The organism is Prevotella histicola, assembly GCF_055385135.1.
This window is the reverse complement of the sequence record NZ_AP043794.1, coordinates 521,174-543,452: the sequence shown is the minus strand read 5'-3', so window position 1 is coordinate 543,452 and position 22,279 is coordinate 521,174. Positions and strand designations below refer to the sequence as shown.

13 protein-coding genes and 3 pseudogenes are annotated in these 22,279 nt (G+C 45.5%); 10 read left to right on the top strand and 6 right to left on the bottom strand.

Going from position 1 to position 22,279, the window contains the following annotated elements; all coding sequences use genetic code 11:
• Positions 1–433: 433 nt before the first annotated feature.
• The 6 genes and pseudogenes from rbr to ACZ48L_RS10885 form a co-directional block, all read right to left on the bottom strand.
• Complete coding sequence (rbr, locus tag ACZ48L_RS10910) at positions 434–1,087, bottom strand: rubrerythrin (RefSeq protein WP_025792895.1); 654 nt, start codon at positions 1,085–1,087, stop codon at positions 434–436.
• Between the two features lie 928 nt (positions 1,088–2,015).
• Positions 2,016–2,114 (bottom strand): annotated as a pseudogene (locus tag ACZ48L_RS10905) (ORF6N domain-containing protein); the annotation flags it as partial.
• 918 nt (positions 2,115–3,032) lie between these two features.
• Entirely contained in the window at positions 3,033–3,125 is a 93-nt protein-coding gene (locus ACZ48L_RS10900) for a smalltalk protein (RefSeq protein WP_155815699.1), read from the bottom strand.
• A 137-nt stretch (positions 3,126–3,262) separates the two neighbouring features.
• On the bottom strand, positions 3,263–3,763 hold the full coding sequence (locus ACZ48L_RS10895) for an HU family DNA-binding protein (RefSeq protein WP_008823800.1): 501 nt from the start codon (positions 3,761–3,763) through the stop codon (positions 3,263–3,265).
• Between the two features lie 64 nt (positions 3,764–3,827).
• Positions 3,828–4,295 (bottom strand): D-Ala-D-Ala carboxypeptidase family metallohydrolase, encoded by a 468-nt coding sequence (locus tag ACZ48L_RS10890; protein WP_008823801.1) that lies wholly within the window; start codon positions 4,293–4,295, stop codon positions 3,828–3,830.
• A gap of 105 nt (positions 4,296–4,400) precedes the next feature.
• Positions 4,401–4,799, bottom strand: a complete 399-nt coding sequence (locus ACZ48L_RS10885; protein WP_148295467.1) for a hypothetical protein — start codon at positions 4,797–4,799, stop codon at positions 4,401–4,403.
• A 909-nt stretch (positions 4,800–5,708) separates the two neighbouring features.
• On the opposite strand from ACZ48L_RS10885, the gene ACZ48L_RS10880 reads away from it, so the two are divergent.
• The 10 genes and pseudogenes from ACZ48L_RS10880 to ACZ48L_RS10835 all read left to right on the top strand — a co-directional run bounded on the left by ACZ48L_RS10880 (position 5,709) and on the right by ACZ48L_RS10835 (position 22,165).
• Positions 5,709–5,912: a hypothetical protein gene (locus ACZ48L_RS10880; protein WP_025792899.1), complete on the top strand. Its 204-nt coding sequence runs from the start codon at positions 5,709–5,711 to the stop codon at positions 5,910–5,912.
• 62 nt (positions 5,913–5,974) lie between these two features.
• Positions 5,975–7,720, top strand: a complete 1,746-nt coding sequence (locus ACZ48L_RS10875; RefSeq protein WP_025792901.1) for a hypothetical protein — start codon at positions 5,975–5,977, stop codon at positions 7,718–7,720.
• A 329-nt stretch (positions 7,721–8,049) separates the two neighbouring features.
• Positions 8,050–10,149 (top strand): adhesin, encoded by a 2,100-nt coding sequence (locus ACZ48L_RS10870; protein ID WP_148295468.1) that lies wholly within the window; start codon positions 8,050–8,052, stop codon positions 10,147–10,149.
• A gap of 12 nt (positions 10,150–10,161) precedes the next feature.
• Entirely contained in the window at positions 10,162–10,371 is a 210-nt protein-coding gene (locus tag ACZ48L_RS10865; RefSeq protein WP_025792904.1) for a hypothetical protein, read from the top strand.
• A gap of 272 nt (positions 10,372–10,643) precedes the next feature.
• Positions 10,644–11,565 (top strand): annotated as a pseudogene (locus ACZ48L_RS10860) (IS982 family transposase).
• A gap of 261 nt (positions 11,566–11,826) precedes the next feature.
• Positions 11,827–14,337, top strand: a complete 2,511-nt coding sequence (locus ACZ48L_RS10855; RefSeq protein ID WP_025793066.1) for a TonB-dependent receptor — start codon at positions 11,827–11,829, stop codon at positions 14,335–14,337.
• Positions 14,338–15,109: 772 nt separating this feature from the next.
• A pseudogene (locus ACZ48L_RS10850) lies at positions 15,110–16,031 on the top strand (IS982 family transposase).
• 362 nt (positions 16,032–16,393) lie between these two features.
• Complete coding sequence (locus ACZ48L_RS10845) at positions 16,394–19,567, top strand: hypothetical protein (RefSeq protein ID WP_464722043.1); 3,174 nt, start codon at positions 16,394–16,396, stop codon at positions 19,565–19,567.
• A 158-nt stretch (positions 19,568–19,725) separates the two neighbouring features.
• Positions 19,726–20,517 carry an acid phosphatase gene (locus tag ACZ48L_RS10840; protein WP_025792532.1) on the top strand — a complete coding sequence of 264 codons (792 nt, stop codon included), beginning with the start codon at positions 19,726–19,728 and terminating at the stop codon, positions 20,515–20,517.
• 487 nt (positions 20,518–21,004) lie between these two features.
• Positions 21,005–22,165 (top strand): OprO/OprP family phosphate-selective porin, encoded by a 1,161-nt coding sequence (locus ACZ48L_RS10835; RefSeq protein ID WP_025792530.1) that lies wholly within the window; start codon positions 21,005–21,007, stop codon positions 22,163–22,165.
• The last annotated feature ends 114 nt before the right edge of the window (positions 22,166–22,279 follow it).

The window sequence follows — 22,279 nt, the reverse complement described above, 5'->3', positions numbered from 1 at the left end:
AGCGTGAGCCCTGTATCATTCTGCTCCCTATTGTCGGGTAATAGACAATGGGGTGGGGGAGACACAGGGCTCATTCGTGATGCTTTTATCCGTCATTGATTGGATTTCTCAGCCGGTTTTCAGGTGTCAGAAGCTCTTCTGTAGAATGCAAAAGTAGCTTGGGAAGACAGTAAATGTTTGCCGATGAGGCTGAATAATACGGTCTTCTCATGCTCGAACTCCGTGTTTATTAGCGGTAAACAATTCCCAATAGGGCAAGACTGCAGCTTGTTTTGTGTCTTGATGAGCATGTAAACAAGTAGTACATCACCGCAAACCAAACGAAAAAAGTGCCGAAAGCATGACGCCTCCGGCACTTACCTTATATCCGTTGTTGTAGCTATCGCATGGGAACCAACACCCATGTCAACGGTCTTATAATGTTTTTACAACCTTAGAAGTTGTTCTCCTGGAGCTGGAAGAAGCTCTCTGGGTGGTTACATGTTGGGCAGATCTTAGGAGCATTCTTGCCGATCTCGATGTGACCACAGTTACGACACTGCCAGATTGAATCACCATCACGTGAGAAAACAACCTTGTCATTGATGTTCTTCAACAGCTTGCGATAACGCTCCTCGTGGTGTTTCTCTACCTGACCAACCTTGCGGAACTTAGCAGCAATACCTGTGAAGCCTTCCTCCTGAGCCTCTTCAGCCATCTTAGCGTACATGTCTGTCCACTCATAGTTCTCACCTGCTGCAGCGTCAGCGAGGTTATCTGTTGTTGTTGGAATACCACCATCGTGCAAGTACTTGAACCAAAGCTTAGCGTGCTCACGCTCGTTGATTGCTGTCTCCTCAAACAAAGCAGCAATCTGCTCATAACCATCTTTCTTTGCTTTTGAAGCATAATAGAGGTATTTTGTGTGTGCCTGGCTCTCTCCAGCGAAAGCATTCTTGAGGTTCTGCTCAGTCTTAGTACCCTTCAGTTCTACACTCTTGAAAGCCTTGAACTTGTTTGCTTTAGCATGACAAAGTGGGCACTCCTCTGGTGCTTCAGTACCTTCATAGATGTAACCGCAAACGGTGCAAATAAACTTTTCTTTCATAATGTTTTTGTATTTATATATTAATGTTTTTACGTATATGTCCTTTTCGACGCTTCGATACTGACTATTGATAATCAGTAGGATACGTATTGAATATGTTTCTTGTAATTATTTCAACTTTCTGAGTGCAAAGTTATGAATTATTTTCGATATATTCCAAATCATTTAGCCATCTTTTTACTGAAAACAAGCTATTTAGACGTTGAATAATTAGGAATTATCCATCAAAAAAAGCAGAACTGTTAGGAATCAAAAAGCTTTAAACTATTGACTATTTGGGGGCTTTGCCATCCCTGTCCGTCGGCTCATAAGACCTGTCCGTTTGCCCATAAGAAAGGATATAGTCCTCAGATGAGCAAACAATGATAATCCTTGTGCCCTGTACTCACAAAAGAACTAAAACCTAAGGGGGTTCTAGAAGAGACCTAGGAGCCCTAGAACAAAAAGCCTAGGAATCCAAGATTAACCCTAAGACCCCTAGAATAAACTCCCTAGGAGCTCTAGATTAACCCCTAGTCACCCTAGAACTAAGGACCTAGGAACACAAGTATAAAGCCTAGGGGTCCCAGAAAGAAACCTAGGATTCCCTAGAAAAAGCCCCCCATAGAAGCCCCATAACTCCCTAAAATAGTTTCGTTTTCATTTGCTGTCACTTTTAACACTTCTCTTAATCACCTCTGTTTTAACCCTTTACAGCCCCATAACGTGTGACAGAAGTGACAGGAAAGTTAGGAAATATGCCCTTCCTTGATGTTAATATCATAGTTCCCGTTTTAACTTCCGTACGTTTCTGATAGACTCCCCAGTTGCAAATGTAACAGCTATCGCATTCTTTCTTTTTAGGATTATTCCCAATATATAGAGTTCTTTCTTGGTAAATATTTTGGTAGGGAGCTATGTTAGATGGAAGATTTGTGGACGAATTATTCTACCGCAAAGTCTCTATTCTCTCCTTTCTAAGAGCAAAAATACAGTCTGAAGGGAACTTATCTGCATTCTTGCACATTGCTTCATTGATGCGATGGGTCCCTACTCCATATTAAAAGGGCAGTGTCAGCATCATTAAAAGGGTAACATCTGTATCATTAAAAGGGCAGCATCAGCATCGATTATAATTTGTTTTCCTTGGACGAAAACAATACTTCGTTGAGCGTTAACAAGCAAAAGGTTACTCAGGCGTTCCTTTTTTCATGATCAGTTGGCTTTTATTTCTGTATGCAAATATACATATTTATAATGTGTATGACAAGAAAATGGGAGGTTAAGATGGGCTGTACGGAATCTTTTGGGGGACAGAAGGAAAAACATTTATTCCTATAAACATGGGAATATATATATATATAAATGGCGACAAAAAAGTGTAAAGTTTCGTTATTTTCAGCAAACTCCATATTTGTCGCATATAGATGGAATGCTATAAGGAAACAATACTACTAATTTGTCGTAGTGGTTTATAACCCATTAGGGTACAGATGGTTATGAAGTACACAAAAGATTGTAATACAGAAAACAAAGATTGAGAAGTGAGAGAAAGACAAAGAGAAAATGAATGTTTTGTAAAATAAAACGAACAAAACACGAGATTACCTCCCTATTTGTCGCCCTCTACCTCCCAATCTGTCGCAATAGGTGGGAAAGACCCTCCCTTTTTGTCGCACACACCTTACTTGATTGTCGGAAGAATGTTCCTTAGAAGTCGGCTGAAACCTACTCATTTGTCGTGCGATGGCTTTGCAATCACTTGATAGTCAATACCCTATGGCAGCCTAATTAATCTTTAATAAGAGATTACTAACGACTGTCTAACCCCAAGACGGGTTTTGTTTTAGAGGTTTTTTTATCATGATTACTGTGTCATCTGCGTACGCATGAGCCACAGTGTACTATCCTTCGGAGCGTTAAGTGCGGTGTGCGAGCCGATGGGGGGGCGCCTTTCCCTTCGTGTCTACCTACAAGAAGTGACACCCAGAGAGGTTGCGATGGCAGTGATAACCGTCACAGCGATTTGCAGAATGAGTTTCCAAGTTGATTGTTTCATAATTTAAAGCATGATTAATGTCTGTCCCATCCGCCCCAAAGGTGAGTGATGTGTTTGTGTGAAGTCATCATTTTCAATGAGATGCGCCCACCGTTAAGGGGCAGATGACGACAGACGGTTAGACATTAAAGAACTGATTAAGGGTTGTGCGTCTCACTTCCGCCAGCGCCGGGAGTACCTTCTGCGCCCCCTTCAGCCGCCTTCTTCTTCCCTTTCTTCGGTGCACCGACGTATTTCTCCGCCTCCTGCAGCTTCAGATTGCTGAGTAACGTTGCCACACGCTTGTTCGTTCCGACCTTCATTGACGCTGGAAGGAAGAGCACATGAGGACTGAAGATATCCTTCTGAACATTGAAGTCGTCGGCTTTCTCCACCCCATGCGAATGGATTCCCACACGGAAAGTTCCCAATCCGTCGACTTTCACCTTGCTGCCCTGCGTCAGCGCGTAGTTCATTTCAGTCACAAGTGCCGAGATAACAGCCAGGATGTCAGGCTCAGTCACCGTACAGCTGTTGCTGATGCGGGCTGCAAGTGCCTTGATATCAACGCAGTTAGTCACTACAGTACGGGCGTACCAATGCCCCTTTTTCTTACTGTTCTTACGATTGTCTTGGTACAAACGATAATTGATTGACATAAAATTAAAGATTTAAAAATGTAAATAAATAAAGAAATGAATACATATATATATAACACAATGATTATATATCACCGATAATCTGGTGTCTATTCTCCCCGTTTCGTCGATGGCTGATATGTATCCATCGTTTCAAATGACTGTCGAGAGGTTCGAGAATCATCTGGTCGAAGTCGGTATGTTGAAGAATATTGACGTACTTCTGGCACATCTGTCGCCCCGAAACGTAGATGTCAGCAGCCTCTCCCGAGAGGTGTTGCGACTGCTCCGAGCCTTCAAGAGCACGGTTCAGCGCCGTACAACGATAGCCACTTGTCACAATAACCTTCCCAATTTGTCGTCGCAAAGGCTCCAAAACCTTTGTACAAAGGGCTTGCAAGTTGCTGATAACGGTCTGTTCCGACAGTCCCGGCTGGCAGGGATCACACCCCGGAAGGTTCTTTATCCGTAGTCTTATGGCAGTCCCCGACCGTAGCATCTCACCCACTGTGAAGTGTTCAGAGAGCTGTTCTTCGTAGTTTATGTGTTGCATAATGATGATGAAGTTTAGTTTACAAAGCAATCAACGGGCAGGGGCTGATTGCCATAGGCGCATCCGTCAGTTTCCCCTTTCCTCCCTATTGACATTGCAAAGGTACTATCTTGCGAAGGCGAAGTCAAGAAAACGTAGGATAGTCAATACAATAGTCTTGGCAATAGACGCCGAAATGCGCCTGAAAAGGCTATATATAATAAGGTATAAGGCACTGCTTCCGTTGCCTTTCTCCGTAGGATCCGATGAGGAGTGGGAACAGAGTGACTGTGGAGCTGGAATAGACTGACAACGATATGGGCGCAGACTGAGTGTGAAGTGAGCACAGAGTAACTTTGAAGTGAGCACATACTGCCCACGAATCGTCCCTCCTATAGCTACCGAATACCCCTGCCGATCATCCCCCGATGGACATAATAAGTACCACGAAATATCCTTACATTCTGTAAACCCAATTTTCTTCCTTTTCCAACTATAATCAATAAAAACCGCCTTTGTAACCATCAAGGAATCAATAGGTTACAAAGAGGGTTGTGAAAGGTGCCCTTTTGCATTGTAAAAGGGCATGTTTTGATGTGTAAAAGGGCATCTTTTGAAGTGCAAAAGGACGTCTTTTACAACGCAAAAGGGTGTAGATTGAAAAGTAAGAAGGAAAGAAATTGACAAAGAAGGGCGGAACTCAGAAGGAAGGCGACCGCCAAAATACGGCCTCCCCAAGCCCCTCCAGGGGGAGGGGATGTACCTGGCGGGATACGTAATGCTGGGTGTTGGGGAAATAGAAGGATGAAGAAATTGGGCTTAAAGTTCTGTGTTTAATTCTTGGAAGTCTACGGTTTATAGTTCAAATGAATGCTTTGAAGCATATAGAAAATGGAAGGATAAAATAAGGAAAGAGGAAGAATTAAACTCAAAGTTTGGTGTTTTAATTTTTAAAGTAGTAAGATTTAGAGTTAAAATGAATGGCTAATAGCTTGCAAGTCATTTATCTTTCAATCTTTAAAATCAAACTTAATAGGCTATCAACAACCGTGTAATGCCTCTAAAACCCAAGGGGAATCCCGCTTATTACGCCCCTCTCCCTTCGGAGAGGGGTCGGGGGAGAGGCTGTGCCGGGGTTGTGTTCAGGCTTTTACGGGTGCTTTAGTCGGTATTGAGAGGTGCAGAGGAAGTATGGAAATGGTTTCATTAAGCCTCTCCAAAGGAGGCGAAAAGTCTGCTGAAACCATTGTTAATATTTATCAAACCACGGGAGTTTTGTTAATTAAACTTTTTTTTATAAGAAAAATATTCATAACTTTGCACCGCCACTTATACGTAAGATGCATAGCCATAGAGGCTTACCCATTCCGTAAGAGGAGGACAAGGAAACGAAATTAAACCCGATAGCAAAGACTATATAACCAATAAAAAAGAATGCAAAAGCATAAATTATCAAATGGAATCCTGCTGGATGAGTTGCATACAGCACGCCATCGCTATGTCACACCGTCATGTTCGGTGATGGCTTTAGATGCCGAATGGTCATTGATGGCTGGCTCAACGGAATTCGGAGCAGGGCATAACAACGCCTATGATCAGAACAATTCTGATGCAGAAGAGGGCGAGGATATTAACTAACACGACCTGATTGTACTGAAATAAACTACGATACGGTCACTAAAAAACGATTTTACAACACGATGAAAAGACTTATAAACAGAGTATTCCTTCTGTTTCTGACTGTTGTTGGACTTGCTGCCTGCTCGTCAGAGGATGCAGAGACAACAGGTAAAGTGCAGCAGTCGCCAGCTAATATGACGGAATTCTCCGTTGGAGATGCGCCAACGCGCACGGCAGGAGAATATGTGAACGGTTCGGGAACCGACCCCAATCACGTTAAGTTCTATTGGACAGGAGACGACCATATATGGGTGAACAAGAGCACAACGGGCGGCACCGACCTCGTGAAGAACGACCGTAGCGACCTCACAGCAGCAGACAAGGTGGAACGAACGAAGTTCTTTTTCAATGAGAACCTGTCTGCAAACACTTATAATGTGCGCTATACAGGTTCGAAATCAACCAAGGCTGATGAGGTGGTTTTTGCCAAAGAGCAGATTCAGGATGCACCGAATGACGCCAGAAAGATAGGCGAATATGGCGACTGTGGTGTGGCTGTAGCAACGAAGACGGCTGACCGTAAATACACTTTCAACCTCACCCACAAAGCCTCTTACCTCGTTCTGAACCCCTACAGTTCAGTACATCAGTTCTCAACTGACGTTGGTGTAGTGGCAGTTTTCGTACAAGCTGACCAGCTTATCAACGGTACTTTCAAGTTTGATGACAACGGATTGAAGTACAATGCACCTGACCGTCCCGTGTCAACCGTCACGAATGACACACGGAAGACAACTATATGGTACTATAAGCAACGCTTTGAGAGAAATCAGTTGGTCAGCAGAACACCCAGCGAAAGCTTACCCATCCCAGCATCAGCAGACGTGACAAAGAACGGAATCATCATCGTTCTGCCACCGGGGGAATACACAAATGTCAAGATAGACTACGCACTTGTTGACCAAGCTACCAATGGTTGCGGATATTATCGGAAGATATATAAGAAGCTAAAGTTGGAAGAAGGCAAGACATGTCACCTTGAACACGACATCAAACTGGCTGATTTCTCAAGGGATGATTACTACACTTGGGATGCACCTGTGGGTGAATACTTCTGGAAAGGACATGAAGACAAGCAGCTTCTGCTCCCTGTTAAAGACCCAGTGACGCAGACTGAAGGCTTCCCTGATGCTGATTCAGATGCCAGATGGTACAATGCCACACCTGGAGCAAACACAAATGTTTATCAAAATGTCGCTACACGCAGCGCAAAGGATGCCATGACGGCAAACGGAGCCATGTGGCTTGCATGGCAGGGGACACCTATCATAGACATGGGAAAGATGTATGTCATCCATCATCATCTGTATAATGGTGGCGTATGGTTCGATACTTTGGAAGCATTAAGGCAGAAAACGGGTAGACCAGCATCACATTTCACAGACTTCGGACCGACAAAAGCCTATGGAGGACCAATGATTGATTACCGCAAAAAGACCGAGACAACCGACTTGGCAACCGTCCCTCTGAACAGATCTTACGCTGATAATGAACGTACACCAGGGATCAATAGCAATACAAAAAGGATATTCCTCCCAGCAAGAGGCTATTATGACTTCCTTTATAGGAGTGGAACCACACAGCTCGAGACACCCCATCAGGTTGTAAGTCCTTTCTTTAACACACAGGGAATGTACTGGACTTCAACGGCTTTTGCCGGTGCTGACGGTAAGAAAACAGCCCTTGCACTGATCATTGACTTGGAGAATCACAAGCTAATCCTGCGCCGTATGGACAAGAGAGTTGGTGCACCACTACTGAAATGATGATATGATAAGAGAGAGAAGAGCACGCCTCGGGCGTGTTTTCCTCTCTCTTTATCGTTTTAACCCTGTTTGTCAGCCTCCTGCCTCCAGCCCAAACTGCATCGCTATCACGCCCCATCTGATGAGGACAGAGCGAGGAAACAGAGGCAACAGCATACAAACCGAGTAGCATATAAGCCTATATAGGCGGATGGAAGCATCCCTTATGCCCCTCAATCTATGTACAAATCAAAACGAATATTAACTAAATAAACTATTTTATGATGAGGAAAATAAACCTATTTTTCATTTTGCCAGTAATGATTCTATTACTATGCTCAACGCGTTCTATGGCACAAGGACAGGATGCCAACTACAAATGGGTGGGTAATGAACTGTCAACAGTGATTGGAAACAGCAATGCTGACATGAATGCAGTGTACTTGTACAATGTCGGAACAGGCAAATACCTGAACGTTGGGTCTATCTGGGGAACCAGTATCTCAGCCTATAACGTTGGTATGAGACTAAAGTTAACGAAGATTTCAGCCGATACATATCACATAGAAGGCGTCCTCGAAACGGACGATGGACACATGTTGGGATTCCCACATGTACTCGCTGGAGATGTAGTACCTGATAAACAATCAAGCTGGGATAGGGTGTTCTGCGACCGAATAAGCACCAATGCCTATATTGATTGGACCATTAAAGAAACAAGTTCGGGCAGTAAGACCTATACTTTATACTGCAAAAACGATGCAACACCAGCCATTGTGCATGGCAATCGTTATCTTGTTGTTGATCCAACAGCGTCAGGTTCCAACCGATTGAGCTTCATTTATCCTACAGACCCAACCTCTTACGGTGCCAATGCACAATGGAAATTCATCACACTACAGGACCTTAAAGACGCTTTCAAGGCTCAATTTGCTTCGTCAGAGGCTCCTGCCGATGCTACTTTCCTACTGACTGACCCTGATTTCATGCGCAGTCACAAAGGAATAGGTAAGTGGGTAGTGTCTGGTTTGCAGCAAGATTACCTCTCAACGAAGTATGCTTTCAATCAAGCACAGCCTAATACGTATTACGTTGGTATGGGTCAGATGAACGCTTGGCCTGATAAATACACCCGACAGTACGGAAGTTACTGGATAGCATCTATCCGAAACCTGGGTAATAACGCCCATGCAAATGGCTCCGTAACGCAGAAAGTGAACGTATTGAAGAAGGGTTGGTATCGTGTTTCATGCGATGGTTTCTACAGTCCAGGTGCTGGAAGCAATCTGAAAGCAAGTATTTTCGCTAATGTTACAGGCTCTTCCGATGGTCGTTCAGTGGTTTCTAATGATTTGAATGTCTTTGGAAAGGAGTTCAACTACACCAAAGAAGAACTGACAAAGACGTATAAAGCGGTTGATGTAGGGACTGAAAGCCCTTACATCAAGGCTGCTAAACGCTTTGAAACGGGTATATATAACAACGCAATCCTCGTCTATGTCCCTGCTGATGGTGACGAATTGAATATCGGAATCAAGGTTTCAGGCTCTGATAAGGAACTCGATTGGACAGCTTTTGATAACTTCCAGCTGAAGTATTGTGGTGATAATGATATGGTATTGGATGAGATGCAGACCTCACTCGACTATCTTACCAAGCAGGCTCTTGTACCAACAAATGCCTATACTCTTATCTTAAAGCGCACTATCAAGACGGGATTGTGGAGCTCTATCACACTTCCCGTGTCGCTTACTGCTGCTCAGTTCAAGACAGCCTTTGGTGAACAGGCAAAGCTGGCACGACTGAAAGGACAGGATACAGCCATCCCTTCACGTATTGATTTTGAGAAAGTCGACCTCTCAAATAACGATGCTACGGTAATAGAACCCTGCAAACTCTATATCATGCAGACTACTCGTAATGCGAATGTTGAGGCGGGTAGCTATTCGAAAAGGCTGAATGACGGGTCGCAAGTGACGGTTCAGGCACCTTATTACACCATTAATAATGTTGTCCTTCCTACTGTTCCTTCCCCCATCTTCCGAGAGAATGCACACCAGACGACAACCGTTTCGGGTGATATTCAGTTCTGTGGAACACAGATTAATCAGACAACCACCATCATTCCTGCCCACTCTTACGTGCTGGGAGCTAAGGATGGAAAGTGGTATCACACCGCAAATGCACTCCCAGTGAAGGGCTTTAGATGCTGGATAGCAACGAATGTGAATGCGGCAAGTCCTGCCAAACCACTCACTTTCACCATTGATGGTGAGCTGCAGGGCAGTACGACAGCCATCGAAGGCTTACACATCGAGGGCACAGAGGCTCCTGCTCATGGTGCTGTCTATAACCTGCAGGGACAGAAAGTGGCTGATGATGCATCACAGATGGGCGTCTTACCACGAGGAATCTATGTTGTTAACCACAAGAAAATAATGATCAAATAAGGAGGAACAGTCATGAAAAAGATATATGTAACACCCATAACAGAGGAGATGGAGATAGGTGTAGAACGCTCACTTCTCATACAGTTCTCACAGGTAGACAATGACGGTGACGGTACAACCGACCAACGTCCTATTCACGAAGGAGACCCAGAAGACGGCGTAGGAGCCAAACCGGGCTGGTTCGACCTTGCTGATGAAGGCTATAATCCTTGGGAACATTAAGTCTTAAAGGGTGTATCCGATGACGCCATAGGTACATAAAAGCTAAGCAAAAAGCAGATAAGTCCCTATCCTTAGGGCACCGTCTGACGAACCATAAGGCATCTTTTGCATTGCAGAAGATGCCTTTCTTCATTGTTGGGAGGAAGAGAATAAGAAGCAGGAAATAACCTTATGCCAGTTCGGGATAAGAAAATTCCCTAAAAAGTTGGTAATCTCGCCATTGCTTTGCAACTTTATGTCTGAAAATCAACAACTTACAAATATGTATAGCGATGATTACCACAGACAAAGTTACAGAAATATTTTGTATATTGGATGAGTTCTGCAAGAATTTAGATGCCGAGTTAACTAAAAACCTACATATCGCCCCCATAGACGAGGGATATAAGCGCATGCGAAACCGCAAAGGGCAGATGTCCAAGAGCGAAATTATGACCATCCTGCTGTGCTACCATTTTGGCTCTTTCCGCAACTTCAAGCACTATTACCTCTTCTTCATCAAGGAGCATCTGGCAAGTTACTTCCCTAAGGCCGTGTCCTACACGCGTTTCGTGGAACTCATGCCCCGCGTGTTCTTCGACCTGATGGCCTTCATGCGCATCCAAGGTTTTGGAAAGTGCACGGGCATTAGTTTTGTGGACAGTACGATGGTTCCCGTATGCCACAACATGAGGAGGAAATCCAACAAGGTGTTTGATGGACTTGCCAAGAACGGAAAGGGAACGATGGGGGTGGTGTCATGGTTTCAAGCTTCATCTGCTGTGCAACGAGATGAGCGATGTACTCACGTTCTGCCTAACTCCCGCAAACGTGGACGACAGGGACCCTAGGGTGTGGCAGGTCTTCACCAAGGTGCTCTACGGCAAAGTATTTGCCGATAAGGGCTACATCAATCAAGAGTTCTTTGAGAACCTCTTCAACCAAGGCATCCATCTCGTTCACGGGCTCAAATCAAACATGAAAAACAAGCTTATGCCCTTGTGGGACAAGATGATGCTGCGCAAGCGATATATAATAGAATGCATCAACGAACTGCTCAAGAACAAGGCCAACCTTGTCCATTCACGCCATCGCTCCGTACATAACTTTCTCATGAATCTCTGTGCGGCATTGGCTGCATATTGTTTCTTCGAGAATAAGCCCGAGGCACTTCCCGTGCGCATTGAAAAGACTAGGCAATTGGAACTTTTCTAAGCAAATCCTTATCCCGAACTGGCGTAACAACTACGAAAGACATCAAGCATACCACCCCCTCTCCCCTTTGGAGAGGGGCAGAGGGGTGAGGCTTTTTCCCAACTTCTAGGTATTGCACTATTCCTTACAACATCCTACCTTTGCATTAACAAATCAAAGGCGAGCTCTAGAATCATTGATAAGGTCACAAAAAGCCCTATGGGGCGTGCTGTGACTATATCGAAGATTTACAGAACATGCCTGAATTTAAAACAATTTAAAATGATAAAGAAAAGAACCGTAAAACAGATTTTATGTAAATCAGCGTTTGTTTTCGCCGCTACGTTCGTTCTTTCGCTGCCCACTTACGCAAGGCACGAGAACGAAGTGAAAGTTAATACCGAAGCCAACATTAAGGGACGCGTTGTGGATAGTAAAACACAACATCCTCTTTCGCACGCGAGCGTGCTGGTTTTGGGTACAGTTATCACTACCACCACCGATGCCGATGGCCATTTTATGCTGCGAAATCTGCCTGTGGGAAAGGTGATTGTGGAGGTACGCTCAGCGGGTTATAGGGCTTACAAACAAGAGGTAACAACGCAAAAAAATAATACCCATGAGCTGAATGTGATGCTCAAACCCGACGATATTGCGCTCGACGAGGTTGTTGTGTCGGCCAATCGTAGTCAAACACTTAGACGTGAGTCGCCTGTGGTTGTGAATGTTCTGGACACGAAGTTGCTCGAATCTACCCATTCTACAACCTTGGTGCAGGGTTTAAACTTCCAACCGGGCGTGCGAACCGAAGATAATTGCACCAATTGCGGATTCTCGCAGGTGCGCATCAATGGGCTTGATGGTCATTATTCGCAAATATTAATCGACTCGCGACCCGTGTTTACTGCCCTTCAAGGTGTTTATGGACTCGAACAGATACCCTCTAACATGGTGCAACGTGTTGAAATTGTTCGCGGTGGTGGCTCGGCGCTCTTCGGTGCTTCGGCCATTGGTGGCACCATCAACATCATTACCAAAGAACCTAGCGAAAATTCGGCCGATGTGGCGCACACCATCACAGGCGCAACAAATGGCTCTACTGCTTTCGACAACAACACCACGGGCAACCTATCGGTTGTTACAACCAATAATAGAGCTGGGTTTTATCTCTATGGACAAAGCCGACACCGCGCTGCTTACGACCGCGATGGCGATGGTTACACCGACCTTCCCACGCTAGATAATAAAACCGTGGGGCTTAGCTCTTTCTTCCGACTCACCGATTACTCCAAAATAACCCTTAAATACCACGGCTTGAAGGAGTATAGACGTGGCGGAAACAAACTTTACTTGCCTGCTCACGAGGCCAATATTGCCGAACAAATCGAACATACCATCAACGGCGGAAGTTTGGGCTACGACCTCTTTAGCCTTAATAGTAAGGGACATTTCAGTGCTTATGCCTCGTTTCAAAACGTTGACCGTAAGAGTTATTACGGCGGACTGGGCGAACTGGCCACCGCTGCCGATGGACTTAAGGCCTTGAACGAAGCCTATAAACTGGGACTTAACCTCGATATGAGCGAAGACGATGCCGCCACGCTGCCCGCCAACCAACAACAAACGCTGGCCGATGCGCAAGCCTACGACAAAGCACAACGAGCCTATAACCTTACGCATAACATCAATTACATAGCTGGTGCGCAATATGTGCACAATTTCGACCGTCTGTGGTTCATGCCTTCGAGTCTTGTTGTGGGGGCCGAATATAGCTACGACCGCATTAAAGACCACTCGCTGGGCTACAACAGCCTGATGGAACAGCGCGTGAATATTGGTAGCTTCTTTGCTCAAAACGAATGGAAAAACAACCATTGGGGCTTGCTTCTGGGCGGACGACTAGACAAACACAACCTTATCTCGCATCTTATCTTTAGTCCGCGCGTTAATCTGCGCTACAATCCCACGCCCAACACCAATTTCCGACTTACTTACGCTGGCGGATTTAGAGCCCCACAGGCTTTTGATGAAGACCTTCATACGCGTATTGCTGATGGCGACCGTGTGAAAATTACGTTGGCTAAGGATTTGAAAGAGGAACGTTCGCACAGCTTTAGTGCATCGGCCGACCTCTATAAAAGTTTTGGAACAGTACAAACCAACGTTCTTATTGAGGGCTTTTACACACGCCTTAACAACATGTTTGCTACACGCAAACTGGCTGATGATGTGATTATTGATGGCGCACGTGTTGAAGAACGCTTCAATTCTAACGGTGCAACGGTGTATGGAATTAACCTCGAGGGCAAGGCTTCGCTCTCGTCGTGGGCGCAATTGCAAGCTGGTTTTACTTGGCAAAGCAGCCGTTATCGCACGCCCGAAGAATGGGACGACGATGCTGCTCCCGAGTTTAAAACCACTAAACGTCTGCTGCGAACGCCCAACACCTACGGATATTTCACCCTCACTGTGCATCCCACCATCGATTTTGCCCTATCGTTATCGGGCGTTTACACGGGTAGAATGTATGTTGGCCACCCCAAAGGGGGGAGCGAGCGCACCAACGACTTTGCTATCATTGAGCACACTCCCGCGTTTCTCACGCTTAACCTGAAGCTTGCCTATAATTTCTACATAACTAAGCAGGTGAAATTTGAGGCTAGTGCGGGGGTGCAAAACATGCTCGATGCTTACCAAAAGGATTTGGATAAAGGGGCTTCGCGTGCCTCCGACTATGTTTACGGACCTACTCAACCCCGCAGTTTGTTTCTTGGGGTGAAGTTTTCGTACTAGGTATTATGTCTTTTTTACCAAAAACAGTGGGTAGAGTTGTTTTGATTTTGTGTATTGCTGGACACATTGCCGATGTTGTCATTGAAAATGTGGTGCACTACGCTCAAACAATATCATAGGCAAGATGCCGACAAGCCAACAAAAGATAAACTGGATGAAATGTAAGCAACATCAATTGTGTGATTAGTGGTCTTACAATTGATTTGGGTTTAAAAAGCTGGGTGTAATGATTGAAAGCTACGATAAATAGACTTTACAAAACGCATTTCAGTACTACACCACTTCTAGAAAGGCAAAAACGCCTGTAGGCGATGCCCCAAAATAGGCTTTTAATGCCCCAAACGAGACCAAAATGGTGTAAGTGCTTGTGCATAAGCACGCTAACACAAAAATGAATATTGCATAAAGGCAGGAGCTTAAATCATAACTTTTGCGCTGCTTTTTGAGTTTTTAGTGAGAAAAAGGTGCTAATTCTATGCTTATTGCGCCTTTTTCCCACTTTTTTTGTGGTTCACGTCAGTTGTTTTTGCATAAATTGGGTCGCGCCCTTTGCTCACACGCCTTGCGTTTTGCTGCATTTAGCCTTGCGTTTAGCACGAGTTAGCAGTGCGTTTTGCTGCAAAACGCAGTGTATTTTGCACCATTTTGCAAAGTGTTGAGACTAAGTGGTACGCCAGTTCGGGATAAAAAAGTTCTCTAAAAAGTTGGTAATCTCGCTATTATTTTTTAGCTTTATAGTTGAAAATCAATAACTTACAAAACATATATAGCGATGATTACCACAGACAAAGTTACAGAAATATTTTGTATATTGGATGAGTTCTGCAAGAATTTAGATGCCGAGTTAACTAAAAACCTACATATCGCCCCCATAGACGAGGGATATAAGCGCATGCGAAACCGCAAAGGGCAGATGTCCAAGAGCGAAATTATGACCATCCTGCTGTGCTACCATTTTGGCTCTTTCCGCAACTTCAAGCACTATTACCTCTTCTTCATCAAGGAGCATCTGGCAAGTTACTTCCCTAAGGCCGTGTCCTACACGCGTTTCGTGGAACTCATGCCCCGCGTGTTCTTCGACCTGATGGCCTTCATGCGTATCCAAGGTTTTGGAAAGTGCACGGGCATTACTTTTGTGGACAGTACGATGGTTCCCGTATGCCACAACATGAGGAGGAAATCCAACAAGGTGTTTGATGGACTTGCCAAGAACGGAAAGGGAACGATGGGGGTGGTGTCATGGTTTCAAGCTTCATCTGCTGTGCAACGAGATGGGCGATGTACTCACGTTCTGCCTAACTCCCGCAAACGTGGACGACAGAGACCCTAGGGTGTGGCAGGTCTTTACCAAAGTGCTCTACGGCAAAGTGTTTGCCGATAAGGGCTACATCAAGCAAGAGTTCTTTGAGAACCTCTTCAACCAAGGCATCCACCTCGTTCATGGGCTCAAATCAAACATGAAAAACAAGCTTATGCCCTTGTGGGACAAGATGATGCTGCGCAAGCGATATATAATAGAATGCATCAACGAACTGCTCAAAAACAAGGCCAACCTTGTCCATTCACGCCATCGCTCCGTACATAACTTTCTCATGAATCTCTGTGCGGCATTAGCAGCATATTGTTTCTTCGAGAATAAGCCCGAGGCACTGCCCGTGCGCATTGAAAAGAGTAGGCAATTGGAACTATTCTAAACAAACCCTTATCCCGAACTGGCGTAACCTTACAAAATCTGAAGGCATATGGATAGTAAAACAAAGGATAATGACGAAAAACCGCCTTTGTAACCATCAAGGAATCAATAGGTTACAAAGAGGCTCGTAAAAGGTGCCCTTTTGCATTGTAAAACATGCCCTTTTACAACGCAAAAGGGCGTAGATTGAAAAACAGAAGGGAAATAATTTAACAAAAATAACCCCTCAAAATACGGCCTCCCCAAGCCCCTCCAGGGGGAGGGGATGTGCCTGGCGGGATACGGAATGCTGGGTGTTTTTTCTTTATCTTCCATTATTATTCCAATCTTTCTAAGTACTTTTGCAGGGTAAAGAAGAAAAGAATGACAATTAATTTCCATCATAACAGTAGGGGAATGGAGGTTATGTGGTGGTTGTGTGCAGTGTTTCTGTTGCTCATCAGCATCACCAGTTGCCGTCAGGAGGCTCCTGTGCGCATGTTCTCAGAGAAGGAATACCACTATGAGGAACGGCTCTCGGCACTCTCATCCGATGACTCTGCCTACTGGGTGGGTACGGAGACGGGTGTGATATGGCATGTCAGTGGGGAGAAACGGCAACGTTTTGACACGGGACTGGACCGTATCTACGATGTGGAACGGGACCTACGGCATCCGCAAAGACTGTGGATAGCATCGCGCAACGCGGGACTGCAGCTATGGGAGATGGCTGGTGACACGCTGATTCATCGTGCTACGTTCAACATTCCACGCAAGGGCAACCGTTATTCACCGTATGATATCGACCTGACAGACAGTGTTATCTTCATCGCTACGTCGCAGGGACTCTACTCTATGGCAACGAATCAGGCGGCAGCACGGCTCCGGTTGCTCTACCCTTCGGCACAGTCGGCAACGGCAATGACGGGCGAACCGTTCCTTGTCAACAGTCTGTGCCATGCCGGACGGTGGCTTTTTGCTGCCACACAGAACGGTGTCATCGCACTGAACATGCGCTCCCGAGAGATTACGTTGCGCCATCAAGGCACCAGTTTCCGACAGGTTAGTATCTACAACGGCAGACTCTGCAGTCTGAGTGACAACCGTCTCATCACGGAAGAGGCTGACGGGAGTAAGGCTGTGACGACAACCATACCGCAATCGGCGCTGGCTTACTATCAGGTTGGGGCTACACATTATTATATAACGACCTCTGGTGTCCTCCTTTCCGACGATCAGCACCGTTTCATCAACATCCCTTTGCTGCATAACATTCCCTCAAGTGCACACCACATCGTCATTCCCAACGACGGAACAGGCTTCTCCGTGGTGCTCACAGAGTATGCCGTATGGCACATTCCACACCATCTGGGGGTGTTCAATACCAATGCTCCCGTCATAGCAGCATGCTCTGACGAGGCTACATCGTTCTATCTGAACAATCGGAATGAGCTTTTCCGCCAGCAGAAGGGCGACACGGTGGCTGAGAAAGTGTATGATTTCGAGAAGAATGAACAACCCATTGAGATGCGAGTAGTGGGGGATAACCTCTTTTATTACAACACCAACAACCAACTTTGTAGGCTTACGACGGGTAAAAGCTATCTTATCAATCAGCTCTTTGCCCACCCGAAGGTGCTCTGTCAGTCCGAGACACGCATCACAACGATGGCTATTCAGCCCGGAAAGCAGCGTATCCTACTCGGAGTTCAGGACTATCTGCTGTCCATTAGTATGCAGAAGGGGCACGTTGATACCGTTCCTTGCATGCGTGATAAGTACATCACCTCCTTCACACAGCCTCTGGATGGCGGTCATCTGTTGCTTTCTACACTCAATCATGGTGTCTTTATCGGCAGTGGAGACCGTATGAAACCCGTCACGGGGACGGCTCGTGAGGTGTTTATCAACAGTGTTGCCACCCACAAAGGCACTCCTCAGCACCTCATTCTGCTCACGAATCATGAGCTACAGGTTGTGGGAGGCGACTCACTGAGAGCCGACGGATGCAGTCAACTCTTTGCCATTGGCGACAGTATCCTCTACACTTTGCCCGAGACAGGTGTGCATAAATACGTCCTTCGTGGTAAGAAACTCATTGACAAGGGGCTCCTCTTCGCCGATATTCGGTTCAATTCCAAAGCCACTTTCGTGCGTGATGGAGTGCTTTATGCCGGTTCCGACCTCGGTGTTCTGCGTCTTCAGCCAGGGAAAGAAGGCAAAGCTACGTGGATAGAGTTCAATGGTGATGCCCCCAACCTTCACCTTCTGGGGCTCATCGTACTGGGTATTATCATCATTATCACCATTGCTCTGGCAGGATATCTGCGCCAACGCCGCATAGAACACCGCCAGTTGCAAGCCAGTAAGGACGATCTACACCGCCGATTGGTACCACTTGTCGCCATGAAGGGGCAGTTCAGTGAGGCAGAAAGGGAGAGTATCGACACGATATGTCAGCAGATTGACAGCATAGAGACCACCTCTCGCAACAGTCATGCAGCCAATGAGCAGCTCGCAAGACTGTCGGGAAGCATCGCGAAGATGAACCGTGACGCCGCATTGAGGATGGTGAACATCCTCAATGAGCAGATAGAACGCATCAAGAAGTTTGATGTCTATGACCGTTCAGCGATGATTGAATCCTCACTTCTTGCCCGTCAGACGGAAGAAATAGAGGAGATTCAGCAGCAATGCAGTCGTAATGACATGTGGATCAACCACATAGAAGAACTCAAGGAACGGGTGGAGAAGATTCGAAAGTCGGTTGATGGGGCACTGATACTCCCTGGATTGAACGACGAGATAGCCCTCCTGACGGCACGTATCATCGACAATATGCAGCGCAAACCGATGTCGGAAGTGTATAAAGACTACGCCCATGTGAAGGCAGAATACGAGAATATCTTTACGCCACAAGGGCTTAGTATCATCCAAACATTCGTCACCCGTATGCTGGAAGAGCTGGGAAACATCAATACTTATCCCCACATGACGGCACAGCTGACGGCAGAACTGCGTGAGACAGAGCATGATATGGAAGGCAGAGACCGTATTTTGCTGCTTCGTTCGCTGCATATCATCCATGAAAGAGTACTGCAGATACGTATGATGGAGCGTCTGCAGGAGTTGATGCAATCGTATGCCGAGGTGCACGAGCAGGTTGTTGAGGAGAACGAAGAGCGTCGAATCAGGAAATTTAACACCCAATTCTTTGCCGATATAGAGTCTGCTACACGTGACATCACCGACGAAATAAGTCGGAAGAACAATGAATTCTTTGCATCTTTCAGTGTTACAGACCGTGAAGTGTGCAATGACATCTTCCATTTTACCAATGCCAACAGTCAGCAGGTACGTGTGTTGACCCTCCTTCTGGCACTTCCGAAAGTGAAACGCACGTTGTTGCCGGGAATGTTGGGCATCTATGGCAACCTGAATCCCGTCGTCAGCCGACTCTATCACAGTAAGATTGGTGACAACAAAGAGGCATTAGAGGCGTATTGCAACCATGAAAAGGCAAGTATTGTACACTATATCCTCAAACTTTCTGAATGATATAACCAACTGTTTATCAGTAAATTAATATAGTTGCAATTGATGTTTATCAGGGAAAATGTCAATTGCAACTATTTTTTTCATACTTTTCTGTTACCTTTGCAACAACCAATTATTTAAAAGAAGATAAATTTAAACCTATTTAAACCAAAGACCCCATGACAAAGAAAACTCTATTCGTCGGTCTACTGGCAATGTTTTCAGTAACGACTTTCGCACAGAATGCAGCAACAAAGATTAAGGATGTGCGTACGAAACCCGACCTTTATTATCTTCAGGATGGCCAACAGGTAAGTTCATTAGACCTTCTTCCTGCTCCACCACAGCCCGGTAGCATTCAGTTTCTCTATGATGAGGCACAGTATCAGTGGGGAAAGATGCAGCGCAACACGCCCCGTGGCGATCAGGCAGCAGCCGATGCACGCGTAGGAGGTGATGGTGTGCCTAACGCTTTCTCGGAGGCTTTCGGTGTAAAGATAAGCAAAGAGACCACTCCAGAGATATATAAGCTCGTGTTAAACATGCGTGAAGACGCTGGAGACTTGGCTACTCGCAGTGCTAAAAACCATTACATGCGTGTTCGTCCGTTCGCTTTCTATAAAGAGATGACCTGCAATCCTGAGCAGCAGCAGGAACTATCAACCAACGGTTCATACCCTTCTGGCCACACAGCCATAGGTTGGGCGACAGCATTAGTGCTTGCTGAGATCAACATTGACCGCCAGAATGAGATCCTTGAGCGTGGCTATCAGATGGGACAAAGCCGTGTTATCTGTGGTTATCACTGGCAGAGTGACGTTGATGCAGCGCGCCTTGTGAGTGCAGCAGTTGTGGCTCGACTCCATGCTGATCCTGCTTTCCAGGCTCAACTTGCCAAGGCTAAGAAGGAATTTGCTAAACTTCAGAAGGAAGGAAAGGTTGCAAAGAGCACCTTTAAGGCAACCAATTAAATCGGATAAGGTAGCCAATTAAATCGAATAAGGTAGCCAATTAAATCATATAAGATAATCAATCAGATTAAAAATAGCAGCCAATTAGGTCAAATAGATGCCCAATTAATTGAAAGATGGCAACCGATTGAATCAAAAAAGGTAACCCATTCAATTAAAGAAGGCAGCCAATTAGATGATATGCGGTAGCCAATTAATTAAAAGATGACTGTCAATTAATTTAAAAAAGGCAACCCATTGAATCAAAAGAAGGCTTTATCCTCGTCCCCTCTCCGCATGGAGAGGGGCGTAATCAACAACATATTCCATGTTAAAACAGCGAGGATAAAGAAGCAAAATCTAAATTTGCAACATCGAAACAATGAAATAACAGGTGTTCTGAAGCCTTACTTTCAGATCCCAACCGGCTCCTTCCGGCGACGATTCTCCCCACCTTGGAGAGAAAAGAAAGGATGAAGAACCACCTATTCTATCCAAAATTAAACCTATGAAAAGAATAATTCTCTTCGCAACCTGTGGCCTTATGGCATGTGCAGGAGCCTTCGCTCAGCAAGAAGATGAGCCGAAGTTAGTTGTAAAACCATCTGGACGTATCCTTATGGATGCAGGTGTTATGCACTCAACTGATGAGTCTGTGGACCAGAAACTCAATGATGGTGTGGCTATTCCAGATGCTCGTGTGGGATTAAGTGCCACCTATGGCAAGTGGAAAGCAAAGGTTGACGTGGGTTATGCACGCCAGGCATTGTCACTGAAGGACATCAGTCTTGATTATAACTTCAACAAAGAGAACCTCGTAAGGTTAGGTTATTTCGTTCATCAGTTCGGTCAACAGAGTGCTACTTCATCAAGCTTCAAGGTCTCAATGGAGGAGCCTTTGGCTAACCAAGCATTCTTCAATAGCCGTCTGCTCGGTGCTATGTACGTTCATGCTGGTGAGAAATTCCATGCTACAGCATCTGTCTTTGCAGAGAATGATGCCATGAAAATGTCAACAGACAAGCTCGGTAACGAGGCTTGGGGTGTGATGACACGTCTGATTTGGCGCCCAATGACCGAGCGCGGAAAGATCTTCCACGTTGGTATCAGCGGTGCTTACGAGTCTCCAAGATATAATAAGACAGCTGCTTTGAGCCATAGTTCATACACCTTGAAGGCTCCATTCCCAACCCGTATAGCAAGTGTTATGGCACAGGAAGCTACCATCACTGACGCAAAGGCACTCTGGAAGTTCTCTCCAGAACTCACTGCTGCATGCGGAAACTTCGGTGTTGAGGCTCAATACTACTATGTTGGTATCAAGCGTGACAATGCTATGCCTAACTATAGTGCGTGGGGTGCATACAGTAATCTGCGTTATCTCATCAAGGGACAGGGCTATACCTATACCAAAGCTGACGCCGGTATCGCTACACCAGACCCAGGTTCAATGGAGCTTGTAGCTGCTTATAACTACTCAACATTGACCGATAAGGATGCAAACATCTATGGTGGTAAGGTAAATGACTGGTCACTGACCTTCAACTACTACATCAACAAGTACATGATCTGGCGTGTTCGTGGTTCTATCACACGTGCTACTGACAACGCAGCCTTCGCTAACAACACTGTTTCAATGCTTGAAACACGTTTGCAGTTTAAGTTTTAAATAATTGCCTCCCCCAACCTTTCCGAAGGGAAAGGAGACAAGATTGCATAAGGATTACCGATAGATGGAAACACAATCGGTAATCCCCAACACCATGATAAGCCCATACTTATC